Below are 23,859 nucleotides of genomic sequence, written 5' to 3'. Positions count from 1 at the left end.
TTGTTATTTAGAAACCCGCGCGGGTGGCGAAATTGGTAGACGCACCAGGTTTAGGTCCTGACGTCCGCAAGGATGTGCGGGTTCGAGTCCCGCCCCGCGCACCATTTGATTGATAGCAAGCGGCCGCAAGGCCGCTGCTGACCATGCCAATTTAGGAGAAACCACATGGCCGTGACTGTTGAAACTTTGGAAAAATTGGAACGCAAGATCACCTTGTCGTTGCCTGTGGACATCATCACCAAGGAAGTGGACGTGCGTTTGAAGCGCGTGGCACGCCAAGTCAAGATTGACGGTTTCCGTCCAGGCAAAGTGCCGATGAACATCGTGGCTCAGCGCTACGGCTACTCCACCCAGTTCGAAGTGATGAACGACAAAGTGGGCGAAGCATTCCAATTGGCGACCAACGAAGCCAAATTGCGCGTTGCTGGCCAACCCCGCATCACTGAAAAAGAAGGTGCGCCTGAAGGTGAAATGCAATTCGAAGCCATCTTCGAGGTGTACCCAGAAGTGAAGTTTGCTGACATGGCCGGTGTTGACGTTGAAACCGTGTCTGCCGAAGTGACGGACGCTGCCATCGACAAAACCATCGACATCTTGCGCAAGCAACGCCGCACCTTCGCCCAACGTGGCTTGGACGGTGCCGCTCAAGACAGCGACCGCGTGACCATCGACTTCGAAGGCAAGATTGACGGCGAGCCATTCCAAGGCGGCAAAGCCGAAGACTTCCAGTTCTTGCTCGGCGAAGGCCAGATGCTCAAAGAGTTTGAAGATGCTGTGCGCGGCATGAAGTCAGGCGAAAGCAAGACTTTCCCCCTGAGCTTCCCCGCTGACTACCACGGCAAAGACGTGGCCGGCAAACAATCCGATTTCTTGGTGACTTTGAAGAAAGTCGAAGCCGCTCACTTGCCAGAAGTGACCGACGAATTGGCCAAGTCTTTGGGCGTGGCCGAAGCCACCGTGGCAGGCTTGCGCGCTGACATCAAGAAAAACTTGGAACGCGAAGTGAAGTTCCGTTTGTTGGGACGCAACAAGCAAGCCGCTTTGGACGCTGTGGCGACCAAAGCTGAACTCGACCTGCCAAACGCCAGCGTGCAAGCTGAACTCGACCGCATGGTCGAAGGCGCTCGCGCTGACCTCAAGGCCCGTGGCATCAAAGACGCGGACAAAGCCCCAATCCCTGACGACGTGTTCCGCCCACAAGCTGAAAAGCGCGTGCGCATGGGCTTGGTGGTGGCTGATTTGGTGCGCGCCAACAACTTGCAAGCCACCGCTGAGCAAATCAAAGCGCACATCGAAGAACTGGCCTCTAGCTACGAGAAGCCCGCCGATGTGGTGCGTTGGTACTACAGCGACATGAGCCGTTTGGGCGAAGTTGAAGCCATCGTCATTGAAGACAACGTGACTGACTTCATCTTGTCTAAAGCTAAGGTCACCGCCAAAGCGATTTCATTCGACGAATTGATGGGTCAAGCCTGATCCTCCTACAAGGAAACAACATGAGCGCACTGGATACACAAGCCTTGGGCATGGTCCCCATGGTCATTGAGCAGTCGGGCCGCGGCGAGCGGTCTTACGACATCTATTCACGTTTGCTCAAAGAGCGCGTGATCTTCTTGGTGGGCGAAGTCAACGACCAAACCGCCAACTTGGTGGTGGCGCAATTGTTGTTCCTTGAGAGCGAGAACCCCGATAAGGACATCTCGCTCTACATCAACTCCCCCGGCGGCTCGGTGAGTGCGGGTATGTCGGTGTTCGACACCATGAACTTCATCAAGCCTCATGTGTCCACGCTGTGTATCGGCATGGCCGCCAGCATGGGTGCGTTCTTGTTGGCAGCGGGCGAGAAGGGCAAGCGCTTTGCTTTGCCTAACTCCAAGGTCATGATTCACCAGCCTTTGGGCGGTACTCGTGGCCAAGCCACAGAAATCGAGATTCACGCCCGTGAAATCTTGAAGACACGCGACCAATTGAACCGCATCTTGGCTGAGCGTACCGGCCAGCCGCTTGAGAAAATCGAGCGCGATACCGAACGCGATTACTATCTGAGTGCCGACGAGTCCAAAGAGTACGGTTTGATTGATCAAGTGATCAGCAAGCGCGGCTAAACGACAGACAACGCACACACGAACATAAGCACGACATGGTTGATAAAAAAAGCGCTTCTGGCGAGAAAACGCTGTACTGCACCTTCTGCGGTAAGAGCCAGCACGAAGTCAAAAAACTCATCGCAGGCCCTTCGGTCTTCATTTGCGACGAGTGCATTGACTTGTGCAATGAAATCATCCGTGACGAGTTGCCAGGCCTAGAAGCCGCAAAAGAAAAGGGCAGCGACCTGCCCACGCCTGCGGAAATCAAAGCCAATCTCGACAACTACGTGATTGGCCAAGAGCCGGCCAAACGTACGCTGGCTGTGGCGGTGTACAACCACTACAAACGCTTGAAGCACAAAGAGTCGTCCAAGAAAGACGATGTTGAGCTGACCAAGAGCAACATCTTGTTGATTGGTCCCACAGGCTCTGGCAAAACTTTGTTGGCCCAAACCATGGCGCGCATGTTGAATGTGCCTTTCGTCATGGCCGACGCCACCACCCTGACCGAAGCCGGTTATGTGGGTGAGGACGTTGAGAACATCATTCAAAAGCTGTTGCAAACCTGCGAATACGACGTGGAGCGCGCACAGCGCGGCATCGTCTACATCGACGAAATCGACAAGATTTCACGCAAGTCTGACAACCCCTCCATCACCCGCGATGTGTCGGGTGAGGGCGTGCAACAAGCCTTGCTCAAGCTGATTGAAGGCACGATGGCGAGCATTCCACCCCAAGGTGGCCGCAAGCACCCCAACCAAGATTTCTTGCAAATTGACACGACCAACATCTTGTTCATTTGCGGCGGCGCGTTTGCTGGGCTTGAGAAAGTCATTGAAAACCGCACAGAAGCCTCTGGCATTGGCTTTGGCGCAACCGTCAAGAGCAAAGAGTCACGCAGCTTGTCTGAAGTGTTTGGCGAGGTTGAACCCGCTGACATCATCAAGTTTGGCTTGATTCCTGAACTCGTGGGCCGTATGCCTGTGGTTGCTACCTTGGCCGAATTGACCGAAGACGCTTTGGTACAAATCTTGACCGAGCCAAAGAACGCTTTGGTCAAGCAATACAGCAAGCTCTTGGCTATGGAAGGTGCTGAGCTCGAAATTCGCCCTGCAGCCTTGCGTGCGATTGCCAAAAAAGCGTTGGCGCGCAAAACAGGTGCACGTGGTTTACGGTCTATCCTTGAACAATCGCTGATCGACACCATGTACGAATTACCCAATTCGCCCAATGTCGAAAAGGTGGTGGTTGAAGAGGCCACCATTGACGAGAACAAGCCACCTTTGCTGGTGTACCGAGAAGCTGCCAAGAAAGCTTAAAGATTCACTCGGGGACGGTGCCTAGCACGCGTCCCTTTTTTACAGGAAGGCTGACCATGTCTGGACAACCCTTACTCCCCGCGACCCCTCTTGAGCTGCCCTTGTTGCCGTTGCGCGATGTGGTGGTCTTTCCGCACATGGTCATCCCCTTGTTTGTGGGACGTCCTAAGAGCATCAAAGCGCTAGAGGCGGCGATGGCTGCAGAGCGGCGCATCATGTTGGTGGCCCAAAAGGCCGCGGCCAAAGATGAGCCTGCTGTGACCGACATGTTTGAAGTTGGTTGCATCTCCACCATTTTGCAAATGCTCAAGTTGCCTGACGGCACCGTGAAGGTGTTGGTCGAGGGCCAACAGCGCGCCAAGGTGGATGGCATTGAAGATGGTGAATCTCACTTCACAGCCCATGTCACGCCCATCGAAGTCTTGCCCGCCGAAGCTGGCAGCGAAGTCGAGGCCTTGCGCCGTGCCGTGATGCAGCAGTTTGACCAATACGTCAAACTGAACAAAAAGATCCCACCTGAAATTCTCACTTCGATTGCCAGCATCGATGATGCTGGCCGTTTGGCAGACACCATTGCCGCGCACTTGCCCTTGAAGCTTGAGAGCAAACAAGTGGTGTTGGACTTGTCGCCCGTGCGCGACCGTTTGACGAACCTGTTTGAGCAAATCGAGCGTGAGGTTGAAATCCTCAACGTTGACAAAAAAATCCGTGGCCGCGTGAAGCGCCAAATGGAAAAAAACCAACGCGACTTCTACCTGAACGAGCAGGTCAAGGCCATCCAGAAAGAACTGGGCGAAGGCGAAGAGGGCGCGGACATTGAAGAGATCGAGAAAAAGATCAAAGCCGCGCGTATGCCTCAAGAGGCCCGCAAGAAGGCAGAAGCTGAGTTGAAGAAGCTCAAGCTCATGTCACCCATGTCAGCCGAAGCCACCGTGGTGCGCAACTTCCTTGATGTGTTGGTGGGCTTGCCTTGGAATAAAAAAACCAAAATCAAACACGACCTCGGCAATGCCGAAGACGTGTTGAACGAAGACCATTACGGCCTTGACAAGGTCAAAGACCGCATCTTGGAATACCTCGCAGTGCAACAGCGAGTGGACAAGGTGAAAGCGCCTATCTTGTGTTTGGTGGGGCCTCCTGGCGTGGGTAAAACTTCGCTCGGTCAATCCATTGCCAAAGCCACAGGGCGCAAGTACGTGCGCATGGCCTTGGGTGGTATGCGTGACGAAGCTGAGATTCGTGGCCACCGTCGCACCTACATTGGCGCGATGCCAGGCAAGGTGCTGCAAAGCTTGACCAAGGTCGGCACGCGTAACCCCTTGTTCTTGCTTGATGAAATTGACAAGCTCGGTATGGACTCGCGTGGCGACCCTTCCAGTGCTTTGTTGGAGGTGTTGGACCCCGAACAAAACAACAAATTCGCCGATCACTATGTGGAGGTCGATTACGACTTGAGCGATGTGATGTTTGTGGCCACCTCGAACTCGATGAACATCCCACCAGCTTTGCTGGACCGCATGGAAGTGATTCGTTTGTCGGGCTATACCGAAGACGAAAAAACACACATCGCCATGAAGTATTTGCTGCCCAAGCAAATGAAAAACAATGGCGTGAAAGATTTTGAGCTCTCAGTGGACGAAGCGGCTGTGCGCGACATCGTGCGCTACTACACGCGTGAAGCTGGCGTGCGCTCGTTAGAGCGTGAAATGTCCAAGATTTGCCGCAAGGTGGTCAAGGCTTTGCTGCTCAAGCAAATGACGCCACAGGTCAAGGTGACCGCAGATAACTTGCCCGACTTCCTTGGCGTGCGCAAGTACACCTACGGCCGTGCTGAGGCCGATAACCAAGTGGGTCAAGTCGTAGGCTTGGCTTGGACCGAAGTGGGGGGCGATTTGCTCACCATTGAGGCTGCCATCATGATTGGCAAGGGCACCATCACGCGTACGGGTTCACTTGGCGATGTGATGAAAGAGTCTGTCGAAGCAGCTCGCACTGTGGTGCGCAGCCGTGCACGTCGTTTGGGTATCTCGGAAGAGTTGCTCGAAAAGCGTGACATCCATATCCACGTGCCCGATGGCGCGACGCCTAAAGACGGTCCCAGTGCGGGTGCTGCCATGACCACAGCCTTGGTCTCCGCCCTGACAGGCATCCCTGTGCGTGCGGATGTGGCCATGACGGGTGAGATTACCTTGCGTGGCGAAGTCACAGCCATTGGCGGCTTGAAAGAGAAGCTGTTGGCAGCACTGCGCGGTGGCATCAAGACTGTGTTGATTCCAGAAGAAAACGTTAAAGACTTGCAAGAGATTCCAGAGAACGTGAAGAACGGTTTGGAAATCGTGCCAGTGCGTTGGATCGACAAAGTGCTGGAAATCGCGCTTGAGAAAATGCCCACGCCGTTGCCAGACGAAGTGCCTGTCGTTGCTGCAACACCTGCAGCTGTTGCGGGTGTCAAAGCCGAAGCGATCAAACATTAAGATTTTTCTAGCGCATGCCTAAACAGGCTGAAAAATGCGCTAGAATATGCGTCTTATGCGGGAATAGCTCAGTTGGTAGAGCGCAACCTTGCCAAGGTTGAGGTCGCGAGTTCGAGCCTCGTTTCCCGCTCCACATTCGATAAGGGAAGCACACCATGCTTCCCTTTTTCGTCAAAGCAGATGGCGCGATAGCAAAGCGGTTATGCACCGGATTGCAAATCCGTTTAGCCCAGTTCGACTCTGGGTCGCGCCTCCAGGATTTATCCTTATAAATCAAGCACTTAGCTCTCACGAGCTAGGTGCTTTTTTATTGTTTTAATCATTACACGGTTATTGCACGTTTTATTCGGTTCGTTTGGTTGCTCTTTTGCTCAAAGATCCGTAAACTGCACACATGAAGGAAAGAAGCCCTGAGACCGTAGTTGTGCGCGAAAACGAGATTCGTTTGGTGCGCCGACCTGATAGTGACCGCTGGCAAGCTCACTTCAAAGTTGAAGCCATTGGTAAGTGGATTCGCAAGGCTACGGGTACTGCTGACTTAGATAAAGCCAAGGCGTTGGCTGAAGAGCAGTGGTTCGAAGCCAAAGTGCTGGCCAAGGCTGGACACCCAGTAGTTTCCAAGAAGTTCAAGGCTGTGGCTGAGGTGGTGCAGCGTGACTTGGAAATTAAGGTCGCAGCAGACAAGACCAAGCGTGGCAGCAACAACGATTACATCAATTCGATTAAGACCTACTTGATCCCATTCTTTGGTGGGTACAACGTTGACCGCATCAATCAAACCGTATTCACAGAATTTTGTGAGTGGCGGCGGGTTAAGGTAGGACGTGAACTAAGTCACAGCGCACAGGCAAACCACAACGCCGCATTGAACCTAGTCTTTGATTACGCAATTGAGCGTGGCTACATGACTAGCCTTCAAAAGCCAGTTTTGAAGAACACAGGCGAGCAGGGTGGACGCAGGCCTGACTTTTCAGCCAGAGAGATTGAAGTGATTCTGGAAAAGCTGCCTGCGTGGGTTCAAGAGGGGCGAGTGGGTAGGACTCGTAATCTGCGAGAGCTCTTGTCTGTCTACGTGCCATTTGCCGCAGCCACGGGCATGCGACCAGGCACTGAGATGGAGTTCTTGGAGTGGCGTCACATTGAAGTCCATAACCTAGGCGAAGAGCCCGTTTTGTACGCGCACATACAAAAGGGTAAGACGGTCAAGAAAAACAAGCCTATGGGGGCTGTATTGCATCGTAGCTGCTGGCTTTACTTGGAGAAGCTGCGTCAAATGGCTCCAGAGTTTCAGGACAAGACCATCTACGAGGTTTTGGAGGGTAAGCACGAGGTGCGAATCTTCAGGGCTCGTGATGGCGTGCAGCCAGTGCACTTGATTGCTCAGTTCAAGCAGTTGTTGGAAGACTTAAACATGCTCAATTGCCCAACCACTGGCGAGGAACGTACCTTGTACAGCCTGCGTCACTTTGCCATTACGCAGATGGTGGCAAAAGGGCTGACAGCTGAACAAATTCAAAGCCAGGTGCGAACCAGTGCAACCATGATTGCCAAGTTCTACAACCACATGAAACCTTTGATGAATGCTGCTGCATTTACTGGTCAGAACGAAGCAGTGGGAGAAGATGCGGTGGCTCAACTTCTGAACAATACGCCCAACGACAACCTCATGCACTTTGCTGAACTCAGCACTGGTTTGAACCTTGCGCTGGTGATGCAGAACAAGCCCGCGTTTGAAGAGCTTAAGGAAGCCTTAGAGCAGGCCTCTTCGGCAGCAGCTCCCAACTAATCAAGGAATTTAGACATGACTACGCCTATAGCCACGACTGAATCCTCAAACCATCAGTTGGTCCTTGATTTTGAAAGAATTGCGCACCGTTCGTTTGAGCTGTGCATGCAGGCACTTATGAAAGTGGACTTCTATGCGGGCTTATTGCGCAGGTTGGAAGCAGGACACTCCATTGAAGATGAGCTACCAGTGGTTGCAACAATGAGTCCTGCGGTAGTAAAGCTGACTGTTCAGCGCCTTAAAAAACAAGCTGAGCTTGCAGCTAACGAAGCCTGGGAGTTGCCAAACGAATTGAAGGGCAGTTTCGTCACAACTGTTCATTCAACAATGACTCAAGGTGAGTTGATTCCTCAATACGATGTTGATTACATTGCTGAGACTAAGGTTGGACAGGTTCGCGTCGCAGCTAAGAATTGGCGACGTAACGTTACCGTTGAAGTGCAGGGTGCAACGGATGCGATTAAAGCTGCGTATGTGCAGATGGTGCTAGCAGGGCTTAAAGCTGATTAGAAGCGTTACAAGATGTAACGGAGCCACTCAGAGTTCCGGTATCAGTTCTACCAAACCCCACAGTCCCACTTCTGACGCCTGACGGCTAGGTTAAGTTACAGGTATTTGTCGCCCCCTTTTGGTGTTGGGGAGAATTTCTCGTAGATCTCAGGTATCAGCCGAATTGCCTAATTCATGGCTTAATTTTCAAGTCTTGTTTTTAGAGTCAATTTTGTGCAGATGTTGCTGCGTCAGTAAAAATCTAGTAGCGCCGAAATCAGCTTTTTATTTGCATCTGTTAACAGCGACCAATCGTGCAAAACTGATTCAGCTAATTGCAGTTCCGTGAGGATTCACATCAAAGGAAGTCGTTCTTGGCACCAAGTGCCGCAGATAGGAGGCGAGCTTCCGCGACGAGCAAATGTCCAGATTCAGACACTTGTTCATCCTTTAACCGGACGCTAGGTCCAAAGATGGCAATAGATCCCGCTACTTGTCCTGCACTATTGAAGAACGGAGCTGCGACAGCAACAGCACCTTCAATCAACTCATCGCGGCTTGTTGCGTAACCTTGTTTTTGAATCTTCGTTAGTTCAGAAGTTAGTAATTCGAGGTCAAGCTTGGTATTAACGGAATAGGCCTCTAAAGCATTACTTGTTTCATTTGCAAAAGCAAGTATCACTCTGCCACTTGCACCTAAAACTATTTGTTCTTGATAGCCCACGCCTCGTTTGAAGCTCAATGGATGAGCGCTAGGTAGTTCAGCAACACAGATCCGCAAAGCACCTTGTCTCAAAAATAGAGCCACTGTTTCTCCTGTTGCATTTCTCAAGCGATGCATCATTGGTTGTGCAACCACACCAATATCCAAGCTGGATGTCCACACATGTGCTAAGTGCCCGATAGATGGGCCTAATCGAAATTTTTGTGGTTCCCCCACTGATACAACAAAGCCACTTTGCTCAAGCGTGTTTAACAGACGATACAAAGTAGGGCGGCTCAACTCAACTCGCTTGAGTAAATCAGCAACAGAAAGTTCGTAGTCATTAGACGTAAACGCCATAAGGATCTCGAGAGCTCTGTCCACGGCTCGAACGCTATCAGCCACTTTTTCGTTTTGTATCAACTTATTGCCTTTTATAGATTCATTTAGTTCGCCTCTTATAGCGCGAGTAAATCTTAGATTTTACAGATGCTTAAGTGGATCTAAATTTTGTTGACATAGATCAAGCATGTCCGTATAATGAACACATGTCTCATCAGGCGGACATTCTGATTGAGTCGAACAAAGTAACAAAACACGTAAATCAAAGGAGATTGAAGTTATGAACAAAGAGATGTCAGAAACGTTGACGCAAACGAATGTCGGTACCCGGATGGGTAATCTGATGCGTCGGTATTGGGTACCTGCATTGATGTCGAGTGAGATTGCGGATGCTGATGGCCCACAAGTTCGAGTTGGATTGCTCGGAGAAAAGTTATTGGCATTTCGTGACAGCGATGGCAAAGCAAGGTTGATCGATGAGTTTTGCTCTCACCGCGGTGTCTCGTTGTACTTTGGCCGCAATGAGGAAAACGGTATTCGTTGTGCATATCACGGCGTCAAATTTGATGGCGATGGCAAGTGTGTTGATGTTCCATCGTCGCCACAAGCATGTGCACGAATGCACATCAAGGCCTATCCTTGTGTAGAGCGCGGCGGCATCGTTTGGGCTTACATGGGCCCCGCAGATAAGCAGCCGGAACCCCCGGAGTTGGAGTGGTGCAATTTGCCAGAGAACCATGTTTTTGTTTCTAAACGCATCCAATACTCCAACTATTTGCAAGCGATGGAAGGTGGAATTGACACAAGTCATGTGTCATTCGTGCACAGTTATGAAGTAGATGGCGATCCGATGCATCAAGGTGTTAAAGCGTTGGATTACATAAAAGCTGATGGAAATGTAATCTTTGAAATTGAAAAGAACCCATTTGGTTTGACGTTGTTTGGACGTCGTAACGGTGAACCTGATTCTTATTACTGGCGAGTGACTCAATGGTTATTTCCATGGTTCACTTTGATTCCTCCATTTGGGCATCATGCGTTAGGTGGGCACATTTGGGTGCCAATTGACGATCACAGTTGCATGGCATGGAGCATGAACTGGCATCCTGATAAGCCACTATCAGCAGAAGAGCGATCAGCGATGGTGGCCGGCAAAGGCATTCATGTTGAATATGAAGCACCTGGAAGTTTTGTTCCCAAAGCGAATCGCGATAACGACTATCTGATGGATCGAGTAGCGCAAAAAGATAAACGCGCTTATAGCGGAATTTTTGGATTTGCTGCGCAAGATTATTCTTTGCAAGAAAGTATGGGGCCCATTCAAAACCACGAGGCAGAGCAGTTGCTCCCTACTGATAAAGCTATTGTGATGGCACGACGAATGCTGCACGAAGCCGCTTTGGGTTTGGAGCAAGGAACTGAACCTCCGGCACTAAATGCTATTGAACAACGCGTTAGAGCGGCGGGTGTATTGCTTGATAGATCTGTTGATCCAGTTGAGTGGGCGCAAAAAAATCTTTCTGATGGTTTAGATCAACCGTTGTTTTCTATTTGAAAACGATTTTTAAATGGAGATAAAAATGAATATGAAACAAAAATGGAAAGCAACGATCTTCTTCTTGGTGTGGATAAGTATCAGCAATTCTGTGTTTGCAAAAGAATGGAGTCCATCAAAGCCTGTAAAGATCATCGTGCCAATTGTTGGAAGTACGAATGATGTGCTCGCGAGGATCGTTGCACCTAAGTTATCAGAAGCTATTGGGCAACCGGTCATTGTTGAAAACAAGCCTGGTGCTGGAGGGAATATCGGTGCCGATTTCGTCGCTAAAGCAACTCCAGATGGACACACACTTTTAGTTGGATATAACGGGCCACTTGCGATCAATGTAAGTTTGTTTGAAAAAATGCCCTATGACTCTGTTAAAGATTTGGCACCAATCACCTTGGCTGTTGCTGCACCTCAGTATTTGGTCGTGAACCCTGCTTTGCCCATAAAAAACGTACAGGAAATGGTTGCTTATGCCAAATCTAGTGGCGGCAAGATGTCGTACGCGTCAATTGCAGTAGGCAGCGCATCTCATTTGACGATGGAGATGTTCAAGCTTGCTGCTGGTGTCGAAATCACACACATTCCTTACCGTGGTGCAGGTCCAGCGATTACAGATTTGCTTGCAGGCAATGTAGATGCAGCATTTCTTGTGCCCGGCAATGTTCAGCAATTTTTAAAAGAAGGGCGCCTACGGTTGATTGCTACATCAGGTCAGAAAAGATTTCCAAGTACGCCAACAGTTCCAACATTGATTGAGTCTGGATATCCTGATTTTTTAGCAACGTCTTGGATTGGTTTCTTAACTACAGCTGGCACGCCAAAGCCAGTAATTGATCGATACAACAAAGAGCTTGTAAAAATTTTGAAATCTACGGAAGTTCGTGAAAAACTGGAGTCCATGGAGTTTGAGGTGATCGCTGGATCTCCCGATCAGTTCCGTAATTGGATTGGATCTGAGATACCACGCTGGGGCAAAGTAATCAAGGCTACTGGCGCAAAAGCCGATTGAGGATCATATGAGACTACTTAACAAAACTGCATTGATTACTGGTGGCGGTGCTGGCATAGGTGCTGCAACTGCACATTTATTTTGTCAAGAAGGGGCTTCAGTTGTCATTGTTGACTTTAACCAAGAGGCGCTATTGCGCACATCGGAGTTAATCAGGTCCGTTATTCCAAATGCTCGAATCGCTCAGTACGCTGCAGACGTTTCTGACGAGAAAGCTGCGTTTGATATCGTTGAAAAAGCATTGAATGACTTTGGAAGTCTTGATGTGTTGGTCAACAACGCTGCTATGCGTAATTACTCTCTACTGTCGGATGCCACACCTGCTGAATGGCATGCCATGGTCGATGTCAATTTTGTGGGGTGTGCAAATTACGCTCGTGCTGCGCTACCTGCTTTACGTCGAAGTGGTCGGGGAAGCATAGTGAACGTTTCGTCTTGTTACGCAGTGACTGGACGAAAAGGCATGGGGCTTTATGACGCAACAAAAGCGGGACAGTTAGCGATGACAAGGACGCTAGCGTTTGAAGAGGCGCCAAATGGTGTTCGCGTCAATGCCGTCTGTCCTGGTTCTACTTTGACTGACTTTCATGTGACACGTGCTCAGGCTGTAGGTAAGGATGTTGAAAAACTGAAGTCTGAACGTCAAAGTACTTCACTGCTTGGTCGTTGGGCTACACCTGCAGAAATCGCCGCACCAATTCTTTGGCTGGCTTCTGACGAAGCTTCGTTTATGACTGGTACATCAATCATGGTTGATGGTGGCCTTTCGATAATGTGATCTTGTTTGCGAAATATTTATGTCCTCACCTTTCTTGAATGCACTCGTTAAATCTATTACATGGGAGGCTGAGGGTGTAATTAGCATTGAGTTGCATCCTGCGCCTGGTAGTTCAGAGTTCGTCAATTTTGAGCCGGGTTCACACATTGATTTGAATTTACCTAATGGACTTGTACGTAGTTACTCTCTACTGAATGACTCTCGCGAATCGCACCGCTATGTGGTCGCCGTTTTGAAAGATGCAAAAAGTCGTGGGGGCTCAAAATTCATACATGAACAACTTCATGTTGGGACGACACTGCAAATCTCAAAGCCACGTAATAACTTTTCACTGGAATCATCAGAAAAGAGAAAAGTTCTAGTGGCTGGCGGCATTGGTGTTACGCCGATGTTGGGAATGCTGCGATATTTAAGAGCGCATGATGCGGAGGTTGATTTCATTTATTGTGCAAAGTCCAGAAAGCAAGCCGCTTTTCTTGCTGACATTGAGGCTCTTACAAATCATCGAATTCGCTTGCAATGCCATTTCGATGATGAGATGAACAGACCACCAGATTTAAAGAAATTGCTTGTTGGCTACTCTGGCGATACGCATCTTTATTGTTGCGGTCCGGTACCTATGCTCACTGCTTTCGAAGATGCTTGCAATCATCACGCGTATGAAAATTTTCATATTGAACGATTCAGTATCAAAGAGCCGGTGTCAACCGATATGAAATCAGGCTACACGATTGAATTAAAAAAGAGTGGAAAATTCATCGCTGTTGCTGCAGGGCAATCTGTACTTGATGCGCTGTTAGCAGAAGGATTGAATCCAGAGCATAGTTGCCGAGAGGGATTGTGCGGCGCTTGTGAAACTCGCGTTTTGTGTGGCGAAGTTGAGCATCTCGATAGCATCTTGACGAAGAAAGAGCAAATAGCTAACAAGTCAATGATGATTTGTGTATCGCATGGAAAAGGAGATGTTTTAGTCTTGGATATTTAAATATATGAAAGCTACGACACAGAAGGTGATTCTGGTTTTGAAAAGTTATTGCGAGGATGTTCTAAATTCTTGTGGATGATTGCATCTCTGTATTCTGAAATGCAGCGGGGTAATTGGTGCGAGCTTCTTGATGTGAATTCTTTTGCAAGGATTCACATTTGTGGCGGTCGCTGAAGCACTGATTTTCTTTGCTTGGGAGGCATCTTGCTCAACAAGTTTCAAGATGCTTCTCTAAAATGGGTTCCTATGTCGAATCGCAGCATTCGTAAATGCAAGGGTGTACGTTCGGAATTTGTGTGGATTTTTTATCCATTCGAACGCCGCGACAGAGTCAAGCTGGTAGCAGAAGGTAGTGATCTGCTTGATAGAAGATGTTAGATTCGTGATTGTGCCCAAGCTTGTGTTTTAAGCAAGATTGGCAAAAACTTACTAACCATGTCATTGCTAGTCATCCGGTCTGCGCGACTAGAAATACTTAGTGCGGCTATTACGTTTTGCTTTGAGTTAATTAATGGTACTGCAAGTGAACGCACGCCTAATTCAATTTCTTCATTGCTTATGCCATAGCCATTCAATCCACATTCAGTCAAAATTTTTGTCAACTTTAACAAGTTGGTTTCTGTGTGAGGCGTCATCTTCAGCAAGGTACTTTTTTTTAGCATGGCCTCACGTGTTTTTATGGGGTGAGCCGCGAGTAAAACACGGCCTGTCGCTGAACAATGCAAGGGAAGCTGCGACCCAACGCCTAATCCTACGGTCAAGCTGCGTTGGGCGGTAGAGCGTGCTGCAACTAAGACATATTGATTGTGCAGAACGGCAATTGATGCGGATTCACGTGTCCGCTCGCTCAAGGCATCCAAAGCCGGTTGGAGTAAACGCGGTAAACGCGTTGCGGAAGCATAGGCGTATGCCAACCGAAGAACACCGTGATCGGGCCAAAAATATTTGCCGTCTGTTGCTACATAACCTTGATCGCACAGCGTCAACAAACTACGACGTGCTGCCGCAGGCGTGATACCCACCAAACGTGCGGCTTGTGACTGGGTAAGACGCGTGTATGCCCCATTGAAGGCACTTAATATTTGAAGCCCTTTGGCTAAGCCTGCAATGTGGTTTTTATCGTTGGCAGTAGCTTTGGATGAATTCATGTGATTGATATGGCTCAATAAATATTCTTCTTATTTGCGATATGCGCAAATTCTAATAGACGCATCTTAGATAGGTTTTCAGAATCTATGCTTTCGATGAAAGAATTAATCAGATGAAAAAACTTTCCAGTTTGTTTGTGGTTGTCCCCATGTTGTTGGGTCTGCATGTGGCACAAGCCGCAGATTTTCCAACCCGTCCGATTCGAATGATCGTTCCTTTCCCTGCAGGAGGCACCGCCGATGTGTTGCCTCGCATCTTGTCAGACAAATTGCGCAAGCGTTTTCCTGAGGGCGTGGTGGTTGAAAACAAAGTAGGAGCCGGGGGAAATATTGGCGCTGAATTTGTTGCCAAGTCTGATCCAGATGGTCACACCTTATTAATGTCGCCCCCTGGTCCTATCGCTATCAATCAAAGCTTGTACCCCAAGCTCACTTACGACGCTACCAAGTGGGTACCCGTCACTGTGTTGGCTGCGGTGCCTAATGTTTTAGCCGTGAGCAACAAACTGCCAGTCAACTCGGTGCAAGAGTTGATTGCGTATGTCAAAGCAAATCCCGGCAAAGTGTCGTACGCCTCGCAGGGCAATGGTTCCACCTCGCACCTGACGGCTAACCTGTTTCAGTCGCTTACCAGCACGCAAATGCTGCACGTTCCCTACAAAGGAACGGCCCCTGCGCTGGCTGACTTAGCAGGCGGTCAGGTGGATGTGTTTTTTGACAATCTAAGCTCTTCAGCCGCTTTGCAAAAAGGCGGAAAAATTCGCATTTTGGCTGTAGCCGATACCAAGCGATCTCCCGCGTTGCCCAACGTGCCATCTTTTAATGAGGCTGGTATCTCTGGCATGGTTGCTGTGACATGGTTTGCGGCAGTGGCGCCTAGCGGTACGCCGCCGTCTGTTGTTCAGGCACTCAATGCCGCCATCGTGGAAGCCTTGCGCATGCCTGATGTGCAACAACGTTTTGCAGAGCAGGGCGCTGAAGTGGTGGCCAACACGCCTGAGCAAATGGGTCGTTTTGTGCGCGATGAAGCCGCTAAGTGGCAAAAAGTCATTCGCGATTCCAGCGTCACTGTTGATTAAAAAGAAATAAGTATGAGCGACTATCAACCTATTCACTGGTCCACGCCAAGCTACACACGCGTGCCTTATGCGGTGTACCAAAGTCAAGATGTCTTGGCCGAGGAACAAAAAAAGATTTACGAAGGCAATGCTTGGAGTTACCTTTGTCTGGATTCTGAAATTCCAGAGGCAGGAGATTACCGAACAGGCCATGTGGGCAGCGCTCCCGTGGTGGTGGTGAGAGATGACGATGGAGAAATCTACGCCTTTGAAAACCGTTGTTCACATCGCGGTGCTTTGATTTGCTTGGATCGTGCGGGCAAGACGCGTGACTTTCAATGTGTTTATCACGCTTGGACCTATGATCGACAAGGCAATCTCAAGGGCGTAGCCTTTGAGACGGGACTGAACGGTGCGGGCGGCATGCCTGAGCATTTTTGTAAAGAAGATCACTCACCGCGCAAACTCCGCGTGGCTGTTTTTTGTGGTCTGGTGTTTGTGAGTTTCAGCGAGGACGTTGATTCAATCGAAGACTATTTGGGTCCCGAAATTTGTTCTCGTATTGAACGCGTGCTGAACAAACCGGTGGAGGTGATTGGCCGCTTCACCCAAGTGCTGCCTAACAACTGGAAACTGTATTTTGAAAACGTCAAGGACAGCTACCACGCCAGTTTGCTGCATCTGTTCTTCACCACCTTCAAACTCAACCGTTTGTCGCAGCGCGGTGCGGTGATCGTGAGCGAATCAGGTGGTCATCACGTCAGTTATTCGATGGTTGATGCGCCTGATCAAGAAGCAGGCAAGCAATATCAAGATCAAGGTTTGCGATCAGACCAAGATGGCTATCGCTTGGCAGATCCGAGTTTGCTACAAGGTTTTAAAGAGTTTGAAGACGGCATCACGCTTCAAATCTTGTCGGTGTTCCCTGGCTTTGTGTTGCAACAAATTCAAAATTGTTTGGCTATTCGCCAAGTGCTACCTAAAGGCGTGGCGTCTACCGATTTGCATTGGACTTACTTAGGTTATGCGAACGACACACCCGAGCAACGCGAGGTGCGCTTGAAGCAAGCCAACTTGATTGGTCCAGCTGGTTTTGTGTCGATGGAGGACGGTGCCGTGGGTGGTTTTGTGCAACGCGGCATTGCTGCTGCTGGTGATTTGGAGGCCGTGATTGAAATGGGCGGCGAAAGCACCAGCTCCAGCCCCTCGCGCGTGACCGAGGCATCTGTGCGTGGCTTTTGGAAAGCCTATCGTCAACTTATGCAGGCTTAAGAAACATCATGTCAAATCTCTCACTACGCGAACGCATTGCTGACTTTCATGCGGCCTACATTCGTTGCATTGATCAAGATGCTTTGGAGCAATGGCCCGACTTTTTCGACGCGCAATGCCTCTACACAGTCACCACTGCTGAGAACGACCGTGCAGGTTTGGCTGCTGGCCTGATTTGGGCCAACAACCGCAACATGCTTCATGACCGTGTCTCTGCCTTGCGTCATGCCAATATTTATGAGCGTCAAAGCTATCGTCACATCTTGGGTTTGCCGTTCATCACGCACAGTACCCATGAGCAAGTCGATGTGGAAACGCCGTTTATGGTGGTGCGTATCATGCATGACGGACAAACCGATTTATTTGTCTGCGGCATATACCGCGATACGTTCATGCTTGACACTGAAAGCCTTAAGCTTAAATCGCGTCGAGTGATTTGCGACAGCAGTCGCATCGATACCTTGTTGGCGGTGCCGCTCTGATGGCTACTTCTCACGCTGTGGCGGTCACGCGGATTGCCCTTCCGATTGGCGACCCCAATGGCATTGGCCCCGAGATCGCCATCAAGACCGCCATCGCTTTGCGCCATGATGCACGTGTTCATCTCACGCTCTTTGGCCCACAAGAGGTGATGGAAGCGACCGCGCAGCAGCTTGGTGTTGAGGAAGTCTTCAAAAGTTTGAGTTGTGTTTTCACTGCTGCAATGCCCTTGGGCATGCACCGCCCCGGCGTGGTGTGTGCAGCAGCAGGTGACGCAACCATTGCTGCTGCAACCGAGGCCATCCACGCGACACAGCGTGGCGAGTTTGAGGCGGTGGTGGCAGCGCCGCATCACGAAACTGCGGTGCACCTTGCGGGCATCAAATTCAGTGGTTATCCCTCGTTGGTGGCCGCCGTCACAGGGCAGCCTGAAGACTCAGTGTTCATGATGCTGATGGGGGGCGACATGCGCATCGTGCACGTCACCTTGCACGAGGGGGTGCAGACAGCCTTGGACCACATCACACAAGATCGCATTGAGCGAGCTGTGTATGCTGGTATTCGTGCGTTGCATCGCTTAGGTGTTGCACGTCCGCACATAGGTATGTTTGGGATCAATCCCCATGCAGGCGAAAACGGTTTATTCGGGCAAGAAGATGAATTGATCAGCCGTCCCGCCGCAGAATGGCTGCGTGCACAAGGTTTGCTGGTCGACGGCCCGCAAGGCGCGGACACCTTACTTTCTGCGCGTGAACACGATTTGTATATCGCCATGTTCCACGATCAAGGACATATTCCCATTAAGCTGCTTTATCCGCATCGTGCGAGCGCTTTGTCGATTGGTGCTGACGTGGTGTTGTCGAGCGTGGGCCATGGCAGTGCCATGGACATTGCGGGTCAAGGGATTGCCAATCCCGAGGCGATGATTCGGACGGTGAGTTTGTTGGCTGGGATTCCTTTAGAAAGTCATGTGTGAGTTTCAAGATTCAAATTGAAGGCAGTGAGGCGGCGTTTGACTGCGCTGCCAACGAAAACTTGCTGGACGCAGCCATGCGCCAAGGCATTGAAATGCCTTACTCCTGCCGCAATGGTGTGTGTGGCAACTGCAAAGGCCGTGTGGTGCAAGGTGAGTTGGTGCCAGGCACGCAAGGCGGTTCGCACGAAGTTGGCATCTACCAGCATGATGAGCATCTGTTTTGCAAAGCACAGCCTGCCAGCGATTTATCTATCGCACCTAAAACTTGGCACCGCATTGACCCTACAGCGCGCAAGACCGTGCAAGCTAAGGTGTTCAAGAAAATTCAACTCGCACCTGATGTGACACAGCTACAACTGCGCTTTCCTGCGGGTGTGCGTGTGAAGTTCAAAGCAGGACAGTACCTGCAACTGCTGTTACCCGATGGACAACGACGCAGCTACTCCATGGCCAATGCACCGCACGAAAGTGATGCGGTTCAGCTGCATATTCGCAATTTACCGCAAGGACATTTCAGCGATGCAATGCTGAAAAACATTCAAGTGGGTGATCTTCTCAAACTTGAATTGCCTCACGGTGATTTTTGGTTGCGCGAAGACAGTGAGCGCCCCATGCTCATGGTTGCTGGCGGCACAGGCTTTGCTCCCATCAAATCCATCTTGGACCACATCGTGCGTCAAAAGCTACAACGTACTGTGCATCTGTACTGGGGCGCACGCACACAAGATGGCATTTATGCCGCTGATGTGTTGGTACGTTGGGCTCAACAGTCCCCAGGTTGGGTGATACATCCCTTGTTGAGCAATGCGACAGATGTCAGCGCATGGACTGGACGCGTAGGCTTTGTTCATGAAGCGGTACGCGCCGACTTTAAAGATTTAAGTGATTGGGATGTGTACGCTTGCGGGGGTATGCCCATGGTCACAGCCCTGCGTGAAGTGTGTTCTAAGTTGGGCTTATCCGATGAGAATTTTTACTCAGATGCGTTCGTAGGCTAATTGCAAGCTCTGATTTCTTCAGATGTATTGGATTGGGGCGTGTCCTAGATTCTGTGTAAACGGTTTCATGGCAGAAAACCTTTGAGGCTTAATCAAACCAACTCAACCACAGCCTTCAACTGGGCTGGACTGCTGTACAGGTACATGGCGGTTGTCTGGATGCTGCGATGTCCGGCGATTGTTTTCAGCAAGTGAATCGAAGTGCCTTTGTTAGCCAAGTTCGTTAAAAAGCTGCGACGACCGCTATGGCTACTAGCTCCTTCAAGCCCAGCGCCTTTGTAGAGTAGGGCGAGTGTTTGTGTGAGGCTGTTTGCTGAGAAACCGTGCTTGATGCTTTTCTGTGTTGCAAAGAATGCATAGCTGCGATCAACACACTTTGCGGTTGTTGCATAGGCTTCTAGTTCCGTTTTCAGTTTGCTGCTGACAAACACAGTACGTGCATGACGTCCTTTAGTCATGTCTGGCAATAAGCGAATTTCTTCTTTAACGCCACCGTCTTTGTTTGTGACATCTTGCCAACGCAAGCAAGCGACTTCACCAACGCGCAAACCCGCCAAGTGCGTAAGCATCAGCATTGCACGATTACGTGCTGCGTGTGCACGGTTTTCAACGTAAGCAAGAACTTGTTCGAAATCTTTGCTGCTAAGTGTTTTTGCTTGTGCCATTTGTGTTCTCCTGAAATCACTGTTTTCTGTTGCTTTTATTGTGTTTTCATAGGTTCAAAAGGTCGACCTGAAACCCGCCAAAGTGTCGGGTTACCAGCGTGATTTAGAGGCCTAGCAAAATCAATGACTTAGCTACGAAATCATTGAAAAGCATAGTTTTCTTATGTTTTTTGTGGATAACGGAGCAGGGCTGTGGACAACAGAACTACGAAGTAAATGCAGCCCTATAAGCGTTAAACATGGGAGCCAGCCACCCAAGTATTCGAACGGGTGAATCGGGAGTGCTGTAGCGTGTTTTAAGCATCTTTAGCCAGTGGTCGCAGTGTCCACAATATGGACGCACGAGCTAATCGTGGGATTTGCGTCACGAAAACTTCATGCTTTACATGAAGTTTGGAAGGGCAGGGTACGGTGGGCTGTGGCTGCTTTGCAGCGCTTGCTGTCGGTCGCCACTGACGGGCCTACGAGCGCTTTCTGGATGAATGCGGTCAGCCGTACCAAATGGACTCGTCATTTGCGCGCTTGCCTGCGACCCATTGATAGCCGATAAACGTCAGGCCGCTGGCCGCGCTGACGAAGGCATGGCACGATCAGCTGATGAAGAAAAGAAAACAGAAGAAACAGAACGCTCGATATGCTGTCCATCGGCCTGACGAGGAGTTTAGCGCTGGTCCATTAAACATGGCGCGCTTTGGACGTAATGTCGTCTCGGAGACCAATTGGCTGCCTGGCGAGTTCGAGAAGTTCCAGGATCGCCTTGTCGAGGGCTACGCTGAGGTGGTGCGGGATATCGATCGCGACATCGAGAGTGCTGCGGTCCTGGTGTCAAAGCTTGATCCGCTGTCGATGCTCCACCGAGCATGGTGGGAACGAAGCGCGGCAACTCTGGGGATGGAGAGCGAGGTCGAAGTCGGGCAGGAGCACGCCCATGCGGCAAGGATGATTGACTACGTTCAGAGCCTGGTGGCAGCGATACCGCGCGGTGCTGCTGACGCAGAAAAGCCTTCAGATGCCGACTGGACCCGATTGCAGGGACTGGTTGAATCGATCTTTCAGAAGCTGAACGCACGCTACTTCATATGCGCCACCGCTGAACGTCGGCGGAACAAAGCAGAAGTGGATGACGCATTCGAGGAGTTCCACTTCAGGGCGCAGCTCTACTGGTGCAACGTCACTGGCCAGCAGTACCAGAACCATCAAGTTCTGGCACTGCGCGAGTTGTTGGCACCGCAGACGGGATCAATCCAGCAAATCTACGGGTTGACCAGCGTACAACTCTGCGATGAGCTCGAGAAGATTTGGCATTCGCTGACCAAGGGCATCGGAGATGCCTACGAAGCAATGGACAACTTCCGAAAGGTGTCTCTGGAGGCCTTGGAGGCCGACGTCAGGGCTGGCCTCGTTACCGCCAAGGACCCTGCAGAGATGCTGAGGGAGTCCATCGCTAGGCACGGGTTTGAGGAGGAGCAAGGTCGGGCCATCGGACTCTTCCTTCTCTACGATCTCTTCGATCTGCAGAAAGTAACGAATCTGCCTCCTGCATTCCTCGAAGACTTTTCATGGGCGCCAGGCCAAGATGGCGAGTTCCTCGCAGATGGACCTTTGAAGGGGTGGCCGTTGCGCGTTTGGCCCATCTTCAAGCGCCCCTTCATCAAGCTCGATAGCAAATACTACTGTTTCGATCTGAGCGGCTTATTTGACTACTTCTATCGGCAACTTGAAAAGCGGGTGTTTGCCGAGAGTCAGGGCCACAAGCAAGCCTGGATCAATGCAAGAAAAGAGGTCACGGAAACCTTGCCGTTCGACTACTTGCGACGGCTTTTGCCAGGAGCGGTTTGCCACACCGAAATCTACTACTGGCTGGGCGAAGGAGGCGCGGCGGCACAGCGGTACGAGACGGACGGCATTCTTGTGTTTGATGACCACCTGTTCATTGTTGAGGTGAAGTCGGGATCGTTCACCTACACCTCGCCTGCCACGGATGTCGATGCTCACCTGCAATCGATCAAGAGTCTGGTGATTGCTCCCGCGAAACAGGGGAACCGATTCCTCCGGTATCTGCGAACGGCCGAAGAGGTCCCCTTGCTCGACCAGGAAGGAAAGGAAGCTGGCCGACTTCGGTTGCGGGACTACCGCCAGGTCACGATTTGCGCGGTCACGCTTGATCCGTTCACGGAAATCGCTGCTCAGGTTCAGCATTTGCCTGCCATCGGCGCCAGCGTCGTGGGCGAGTCCGTATGGTCGCTGTCACTTGATGACCTCCGTGTGTACGCGGATATCTTCGCCAACCCGCTTGAGTTCCTGCATTTTGTCCAGATGCGCAGGGATGCCCTGACATCGGATCATGTTCAGCTGGATGACGAGCTGGACCATTTGGGCATGTACCTGCAGCACAACCACTACCCCAAGCACGCGCTGGAACTCGTTGGTGGAAGGGCGGCGCATTTGCAGTTCGTCGGCTACCGGCAGGATATCGACAGGTTCTTCACGGCGCGCTTGTCGGAGCCAACCCTGCCTTCGCCACTGCGTCAAAAGATGCCCGTCGGCATGGCGGAAATACTCGACCTTCTCCGCACCAGCGAGAAGAAGGGGCGGTCGGCGATCGCTGCCTACCTGCTTGATGTGAGCGGAGACTGGCGAGACCGGATGTTCATCACGTTGAAGCAAGAGTTGGCTCGTGCGTCGACTGTGCGACCACGGCCGTTCTCGACCTTTGGTGAAGTGCGCCTGACGGCCTTCGTATCGGCACCCAACTGGGGCCGCTCTCCTGTGGACGAAATGCGTGACCACGCGAGGGCGATCATGGTGATGCACGATGAGCCAGAGCGAGTTCTTCTCGAGCTCACCTATGGGGAGGTGGGACAGCTCATCGATGTCGAATGGCAGTTCCTGCGTAGCGCAGACATTTCTGTCTTTGAACTCCCTGCGCTAAAGGCACGGGGGGAGGCGCTAAGAGAGGCCCGGCTTCACAAAGCTGTCGCCGCGGGTGGGCGCATTGGAAGAAACGATCAGTGCCCGTGCGGATCAGGTAAGAAATTTAAGAAGTGCTGCGGTCCAGAAATGCGGGCATAGCGGCATTTCCACTTATCCGGTCCGGCGCGAAAGCAGATCGTTCGCGCGATGCGTGTGCTCGAGAAGTCATGCCGGTATTAAAAAATCGGAATACAGGCGGCACCTCCGTTTCCACGCCGAGCGCTTGGCTCTGGTTTCAGAACGGGATAGCGAGTCCGCCGGAGACAGAGTGGCAGCTTGTGGCGGCCGGCGACGTTCGTAAATTACGGGCGAATGTCTCGGATCAGCCTAAAGAAGTCCTTCCATCGCACAGCAGGTAACCCGCCAAACCATCGGGTTTCAGGTCGCCCAAAACCTGATCTGAAAACAAACTGTAGTCATACACAAAGGACTATAGATGAAGAACTTCGATCCAAGCCAACTTATTCAATTCATCGGAACTGAAAAGTATTACCGCATCACCAACAAGCACTTGCTCACAGATGGCACCAAGTACCTAGCTGAAGAGGCAGAGTGCTTCTGGATGATGGATGCGATTGCAAGCCATCTGTCCGAAATTGGGACACAGGACTGGTTTGTGCAAGTGCGCATGACAGTGAATGGATACAAAGCTAAGTTGATCTATGAGGATGGCAGAGGTAAAGAATACGCACGTCAAGAGATCCCATACACAGACTTTCCTATGCACTCGATCGCACTGTTTGGCATTCCCCCAAATCAGTAGACAAA

Annotated in this window: 20 protein-coding genes and 3 tRNA genes; 20 read left to right on the top strand and 3 right to left on the bottom strand. The window is 50.8% G+C overall.

Annotated features, from left to right (window positions below; translation table 11 throughout):
- Positions 1 to 17 precede the first annotated feature (17 nt).
- The 9 genes from B9Z44_RS01740 (at position 18) to B9Z44_RS01700 (ending at position 8,176) form a co-directional block, all read left to right on the top strand.
- A tRNA-Leu gene (locus B9Z44_RS01740) sits at positions 18 to 104 on the top strand.
- Positions 105 to 165: 61 nt separating this feature from the next.
- Entirely contained in the window at positions 166 to 1,476 is a 1,311-nt protein-coding gene (tig, locus tag B9Z44_RS01735; RefSeq protein WP_108401539.1) for a trigger factor, read from the top strand.
- Positions 1,477 to 1,496: 20 nt separating this feature from the next.
- The gene (clpP, locus tag B9Z44_RS01730; protein WP_108359930.1) at positions 1,497 to 2,105 is read left to right on the top strand and encodes an ATP-dependent Clp endopeptidase proteolytic subunit ClpP; all 609 of its coding nucleotides are present in this window, start codon (positions 1,497 to 1,499) and stop codon (positions 2,103 to 2,105) included.
- A 35-nt stretch (positions 2,106 to 2,140) separates the two neighbouring features.
- Positions 2,141 to 3,406: an ATP-dependent Clp protease ATP-binding subunit ClpX gene (gene clpX / locus B9Z44_RS01725; RefSeq protein WP_108359929.1), complete on the top strand. Its 1,266-nt coding sequence runs from the start codon at positions 2,141 to 2,143 to the stop codon at positions 3,404 to 3,406.
- A gap of 56 nt (positions 3,407 to 3,462) precedes the next feature.
- On the top strand, positions 3,463 to 5,880 hold the full coding sequence (gene lon / locus B9Z44_RS01720; protein ID WP_108359928.1) for an endopeptidase La: 2,418 nt from the start codon (positions 3,463 to 3,465) through the stop codon (positions 5,878 to 5,880).
- Between the two features lie 57 nt (positions 5,881 to 5,937).
- Positions 5,938 to 6,013: transfer RNA gene (locus B9Z44_RS01715), tRNA-Gly, on the top strand.
- 49 nt (positions 6,014 to 6,062) lie between these two features.
- A tRNA-Cys gene (locus B9Z44_RS01710) sits at positions 6,063 to 6,136 on the top strand.
- A gap of 138 nt (positions 6,137 to 6,274) precedes the next feature.
- Positions 6,275 to 7,666 (top strand): site-specific integrase, encoded by a 1,392-nt coding sequence (locus B9Z44_RS01705; protein ID WP_108401538.1) that lies wholly within the window; start codon positions 6,275 to 6,277, stop codon positions 7,664 to 7,666.
- A 15-nt stretch (positions 7,667 to 7,681) separates the two neighbouring features.
- Positions 7,682 to 8,176, top strand: a complete 495-nt coding sequence (locus B9Z44_RS01700; RefSeq protein ID WP_108401537.1) for a hypothetical protein — start codon at positions 7,682 to 7,684, stop codon at positions 8,174 to 8,176.
- A 337-nt stretch (positions 8,177 to 8,513) separates the two neighbouring features.
- Here the strand turns inward: B9Z44_RS01700 and B9Z44_RS01695 are convergent, their stop codons facing one another.
- The gene (locus B9Z44_RS01695) at positions 8,514 to 9,242 is read right to left on the bottom strand and encodes an IclR family transcriptional regulator (protein WP_281258785.1); all 729 of its coding nucleotides are present in this window, start codon (positions 9,240 to 9,242) and stop codon (positions 8,514 to 8,516) included.
- Positions 9,243 to 9,480: 238 nt separating this feature from the next.
- Between B9Z44_RS01695 and B9Z44_RS01690 the strand changes: the two genes are divergently transcribed.
- The 4 genes from B9Z44_RS01690 to B9Z44_RS01675 are packed head-to-tail and all read left to right on the top strand — an operon-like array spanning position 9,481 to position 13,521.
- On the top strand, positions 9,481 to 10,755 hold the full coding sequence (locus tag B9Z44_RS01690; protein WP_108401536.1) for a Rieske 2Fe-2S domain-containing protein: 1,275 nt from the start codon (positions 9,481 to 9,483) through the stop codon (positions 10,753 to 10,755).
- Positions 10,756 to 10,780: 25 nt separating this feature from the next.
- Entirely contained in the window at positions 10,781 to 11,758 is a 978-nt protein-coding gene (locus tag B9Z44_RS01685; protein ID WP_108402764.1) for a Bug family tripartite tricarboxylate transporter substrate binding protein, read from the top strand.
- 7 nt (positions 11,759 to 11,765) lie between these two features.
- The gene (locus tag B9Z44_RS01680; RefSeq protein WP_245912740.1) at positions 11,766 to 12,536 is read left to right on the top strand and encodes an SDR family NAD(P)-dependent oxidoreductase; all 771 of its coding nucleotides are present in this window, start codon (positions 11,766 to 11,768) and stop codon (positions 12,534 to 12,536) included.
- 19 nt (positions 12,537 to 12,555) lie between these two features.
- A complete protein-coding gene (locus B9Z44_RS01675; RefSeq protein WP_108401534.1) occupies positions 12,556 to 13,521 on the top strand; it encodes a PDR/VanB family oxidoreductase in 966 nt (321 codons plus the stop codon).
- A gap of 374 nt (positions 13,522 to 13,895) precedes the next feature.
- Here the strand turns inward: B9Z44_RS01675 and B9Z44_RS01670 are convergent, their stop codons facing one another.
- Positions 13,896 to 14,669 (bottom strand): IclR family transcriptional regulator domain-containing protein, encoded by a 774-nt coding sequence (locus tag B9Z44_RS01670; protein ID WP_108401533.1) that lies wholly within the window; start codon positions 14,667 to 14,669, stop codon positions 13,896 to 13,898.
- 113 nt (positions 14,670 to 14,782) lie between these two features.
- On the opposite strand from B9Z44_RS01670, the gene B9Z44_RS01665 reads away from it, so the two are divergent.
- From B9Z44_RS01665 to B9Z44_RS01645, 5 genes are read left to right on the top strand one after another with little or no spacing between them, the layout of a single operon-like run.
- A complete protein-coding gene (locus tag B9Z44_RS01665; protein ID WP_108401532.1) occupies positions 14,783 to 15,748 on the top strand; it encodes a Bug family tripartite tricarboxylate transporter substrate binding protein in 966 nt (321 codons plus the stop codon).
- 12 nt (positions 15,749 to 15,760) lie between these two features.
- Positions 15,761 to 16,999 carry an aromatic ring-hydroxylating dioxygenase subunit alpha gene (locus tag B9Z44_RS01660; protein WP_108401531.1) on the top strand — a complete coding sequence of 413 codons (1,239 nt, stop codon included), beginning with the start codon at positions 15,761 to 15,763 and terminating at the stop codon, positions 16,997 to 16,999.
- An 8-nt stretch (positions 17,000 to 17,007) separates the two neighbouring features.
- The gene (locus B9Z44_RS01655; protein ID WP_108401530.1) at positions 17,008 to 17,481 is read left to right on the top strand and encodes an aromatic-ring-hydroxylating dioxygenase subunit beta; all 474 of its coding nucleotides are present in this window, start codon (positions 17,008 to 17,010) and stop codon (positions 17,479 to 17,481) included.
- Positions 17,481 to 18,455, top strand: a complete 975-nt coding sequence (locus tag B9Z44_RS01650) for a PdxA family dehydrogenase (RefSeq protein ID WP_108401529.1) — start codon at positions 17,481 to 17,483, stop codon at positions 18,453 to 18,455. The genes B9Z44_RS01655 and B9Z44_RS01650 overlap by 1 nt, the downstream gene beginning before the upstream one ends.
- Positions 18,452 to 19,453, top strand: a complete 1,002-nt coding sequence (locus tag B9Z44_RS01645) for a 2Fe-2S iron-sulfur cluster-binding protein (protein WP_108401528.1) — start codon at positions 18,452 to 18,454, stop codon at positions 19,451 to 19,453. Before B9Z44_RS01650 ends, B9Z44_RS01645 begins: the two co-directional genes overlap by 4 nt.
- 92 nt (positions 19,454 to 19,545) lie before the next feature.
- Here the strand turns inward: B9Z44_RS01645 and B9Z44_RS01640 are convergent, their stop codons facing one another.
- A complete protein-coding gene (locus tag B9Z44_RS01640) occupies positions 19,546 to 20,118 on the bottom strand; it encodes a tyrosine-type recombinase/integrase (RefSeq protein WP_108401527.1) in 573 nt (190 codons plus the stop codon).
- Between the two features lie 597 nt (positions 20,119 to 20,715).
- Here B9Z44_RS01640 and B9Z44_RS01635 point away from each other — a divergent pair.
- Positions 20,716 to 23,190 (top strand): YecA family protein, encoded by a 2,475-nt coding sequence (locus B9Z44_RS01635; RefSeq protein WP_108401526.1) that lies wholly within the window; start codon positions 20,716 to 20,718, stop codon positions 23,188 to 23,190.
- A 337-nt stretch (positions 23,191 to 23,527) separates the two neighbouring features.
- Positions 23,528 to 23,854, top strand: coding sequence for a DUF6876 family protein (locus tag B9Z44_RS01630; RefSeq protein WP_108401525.1), 327 nt, complete (start codon positions 23,528 to 23,530; stop codon positions 23,852 to 23,854).
- Positions 23,855 to 23,859: the final 5 nt, after the last annotated feature.

Origin of the sequence: Limnohabitans curvus, assembly GCF_003063475.1 — a bacterium.
GTDB lineage: Bacteria > Pseudomonadota > Gammaproteobacteria > Burkholderiales > Burkholderiaceae_C > Limnohabitans > Limnohabitans curvus.
The sequence above is the reverse complement of the archived record's forward strand: the minus strand, read 5'-3'. Positions and strand labels throughout refer to the sequence as shown.

What these genes read in the sequence shown, in the direction of transcription:
- tig (WP_108401539.1), top strand. Translation starts at nt 166, where the DNA reads ATGGCCGTGACTGTTGAAACTTTGGAAAAATTGGAACGCAAGATCACC.
- clpP (WP_108359930.1), top strand. Translation starts at nt 1,497, where the DNA reads ATGAGCGCACTGGATACACAAGCCTTGGGCATGGTCCCCATGGTCATT.
- clpX (WP_108359929.1), top strand. Translation starts at nt 2,141, where the DNA reads ATGGTTGATAAAAAAAGCGCTTCTGGCGAGAAAACGCTGTACTGCACC.
- lon (WP_108359928.1), top strand. Translation starts at nt 3,463, where the DNA reads ATGTCTGGACAACCCTTACTCCCCGCGACCCCTCTTGAGCTGCCCTTG.
- B9Z44_RS01705 (WP_108401538.1), top strand. Translation starts at nt 6,275, where the DNA reads ATGAAGGAAAGAAGCCCTGAGACCGTAGTTGTGCGCGAAAACGAGATT.
- B9Z44_RS01700 (WP_108401537.1), top strand. Translation starts at nt 7,682, where the DNA reads ATGACTACGCCTATAGCCACGACTGAATCCTCAAACCATCAGTTGGTC.
- B9Z44_RS01690 (WP_108401536.1), top strand. Translation starts at nt 9,481, where the DNA reads ATGAACAAAGAGATGTCAGAAACGTTGACGCAAACGAATGTCGGTACC.
- B9Z44_RS01685 (WP_108402764.1), top strand. Translation starts at nt 10,781, where the DNA reads ATGAATATGAAACAAAAATGGAAAGCAACGATCTTCTTCTTGGTGTGG.
- B9Z44_RS01680 (WP_245912740.1), top strand. Translation starts at nt 11,766, where the DNA reads ATGAGACTACTTAACAAAACTGCATTGATTACTGGTGGCGGTGCTGGC.
- B9Z44_RS01675 (WP_108401534.1), top strand. Translation starts at nt 12,556, where the DNA reads ATGTCCTCACCTTTCTTGAATGCACTCGTTAAATCTATTACATGGGAG.
- B9Z44_RS01670 (WP_108401533.1), bottom strand. Translation starts at nt 14,669, where the DNA reads ATGAATTCATCCAAAGCTACTGCCAACGATAAAAACCACATTGCAGGC.
- B9Z44_RS01665 (WP_108401532.1), top strand. Translation starts at nt 14,783, where the DNA reads ATGAAAAAACTTTCCAGTTTGTTTGTGGTTGTCCCCATGTTGTTGGGT.
- B9Z44_RS01660 (WP_108401531.1), top strand. Translation starts at nt 15,761, where the DNA reads ATGAGCGACTATCAACCTATTCACTGGTCCACGCCAAGCTACACACGC.
- B9Z44_RS01655 (WP_108401530.1), top strand. Translation starts at nt 17,008, where the DNA reads ATGTCAAATCTCTCACTACGCGAACGCATTGCTGACTTTCATGCGGCC.
- B9Z44_RS01650 (WP_108401529.1), top strand. Translation starts at nt 17,481, where the DNA reads ATGGCTACTTCTCACGCTGTGGCGGTCACGCGGATTGCCCTTCCGATT.
- B9Z44_RS01640 (WP_108401527.1), bottom strand. Translation starts at nt 20,118, where the DNA reads ATGGCACAAGCAAAAACACTTAGCAGCAAAGATTTCGAACAAGTTCTT.
- B9Z44_RS01635 (WP_108401526.1), top strand. Translation starts at nt 20,716, where the DNA reads ATGAAGAAAAGAAAACAGAAGAAACAGAACGCTCGATATGCTGTCCAT.
- B9Z44_RS01630 (WP_108401525.1), top strand. Translation starts at nt 23,528, where the DNA reads ATGAAGAACTTCGATCCAAGCCAACTTATTCAATTCATCGGAACTGAA.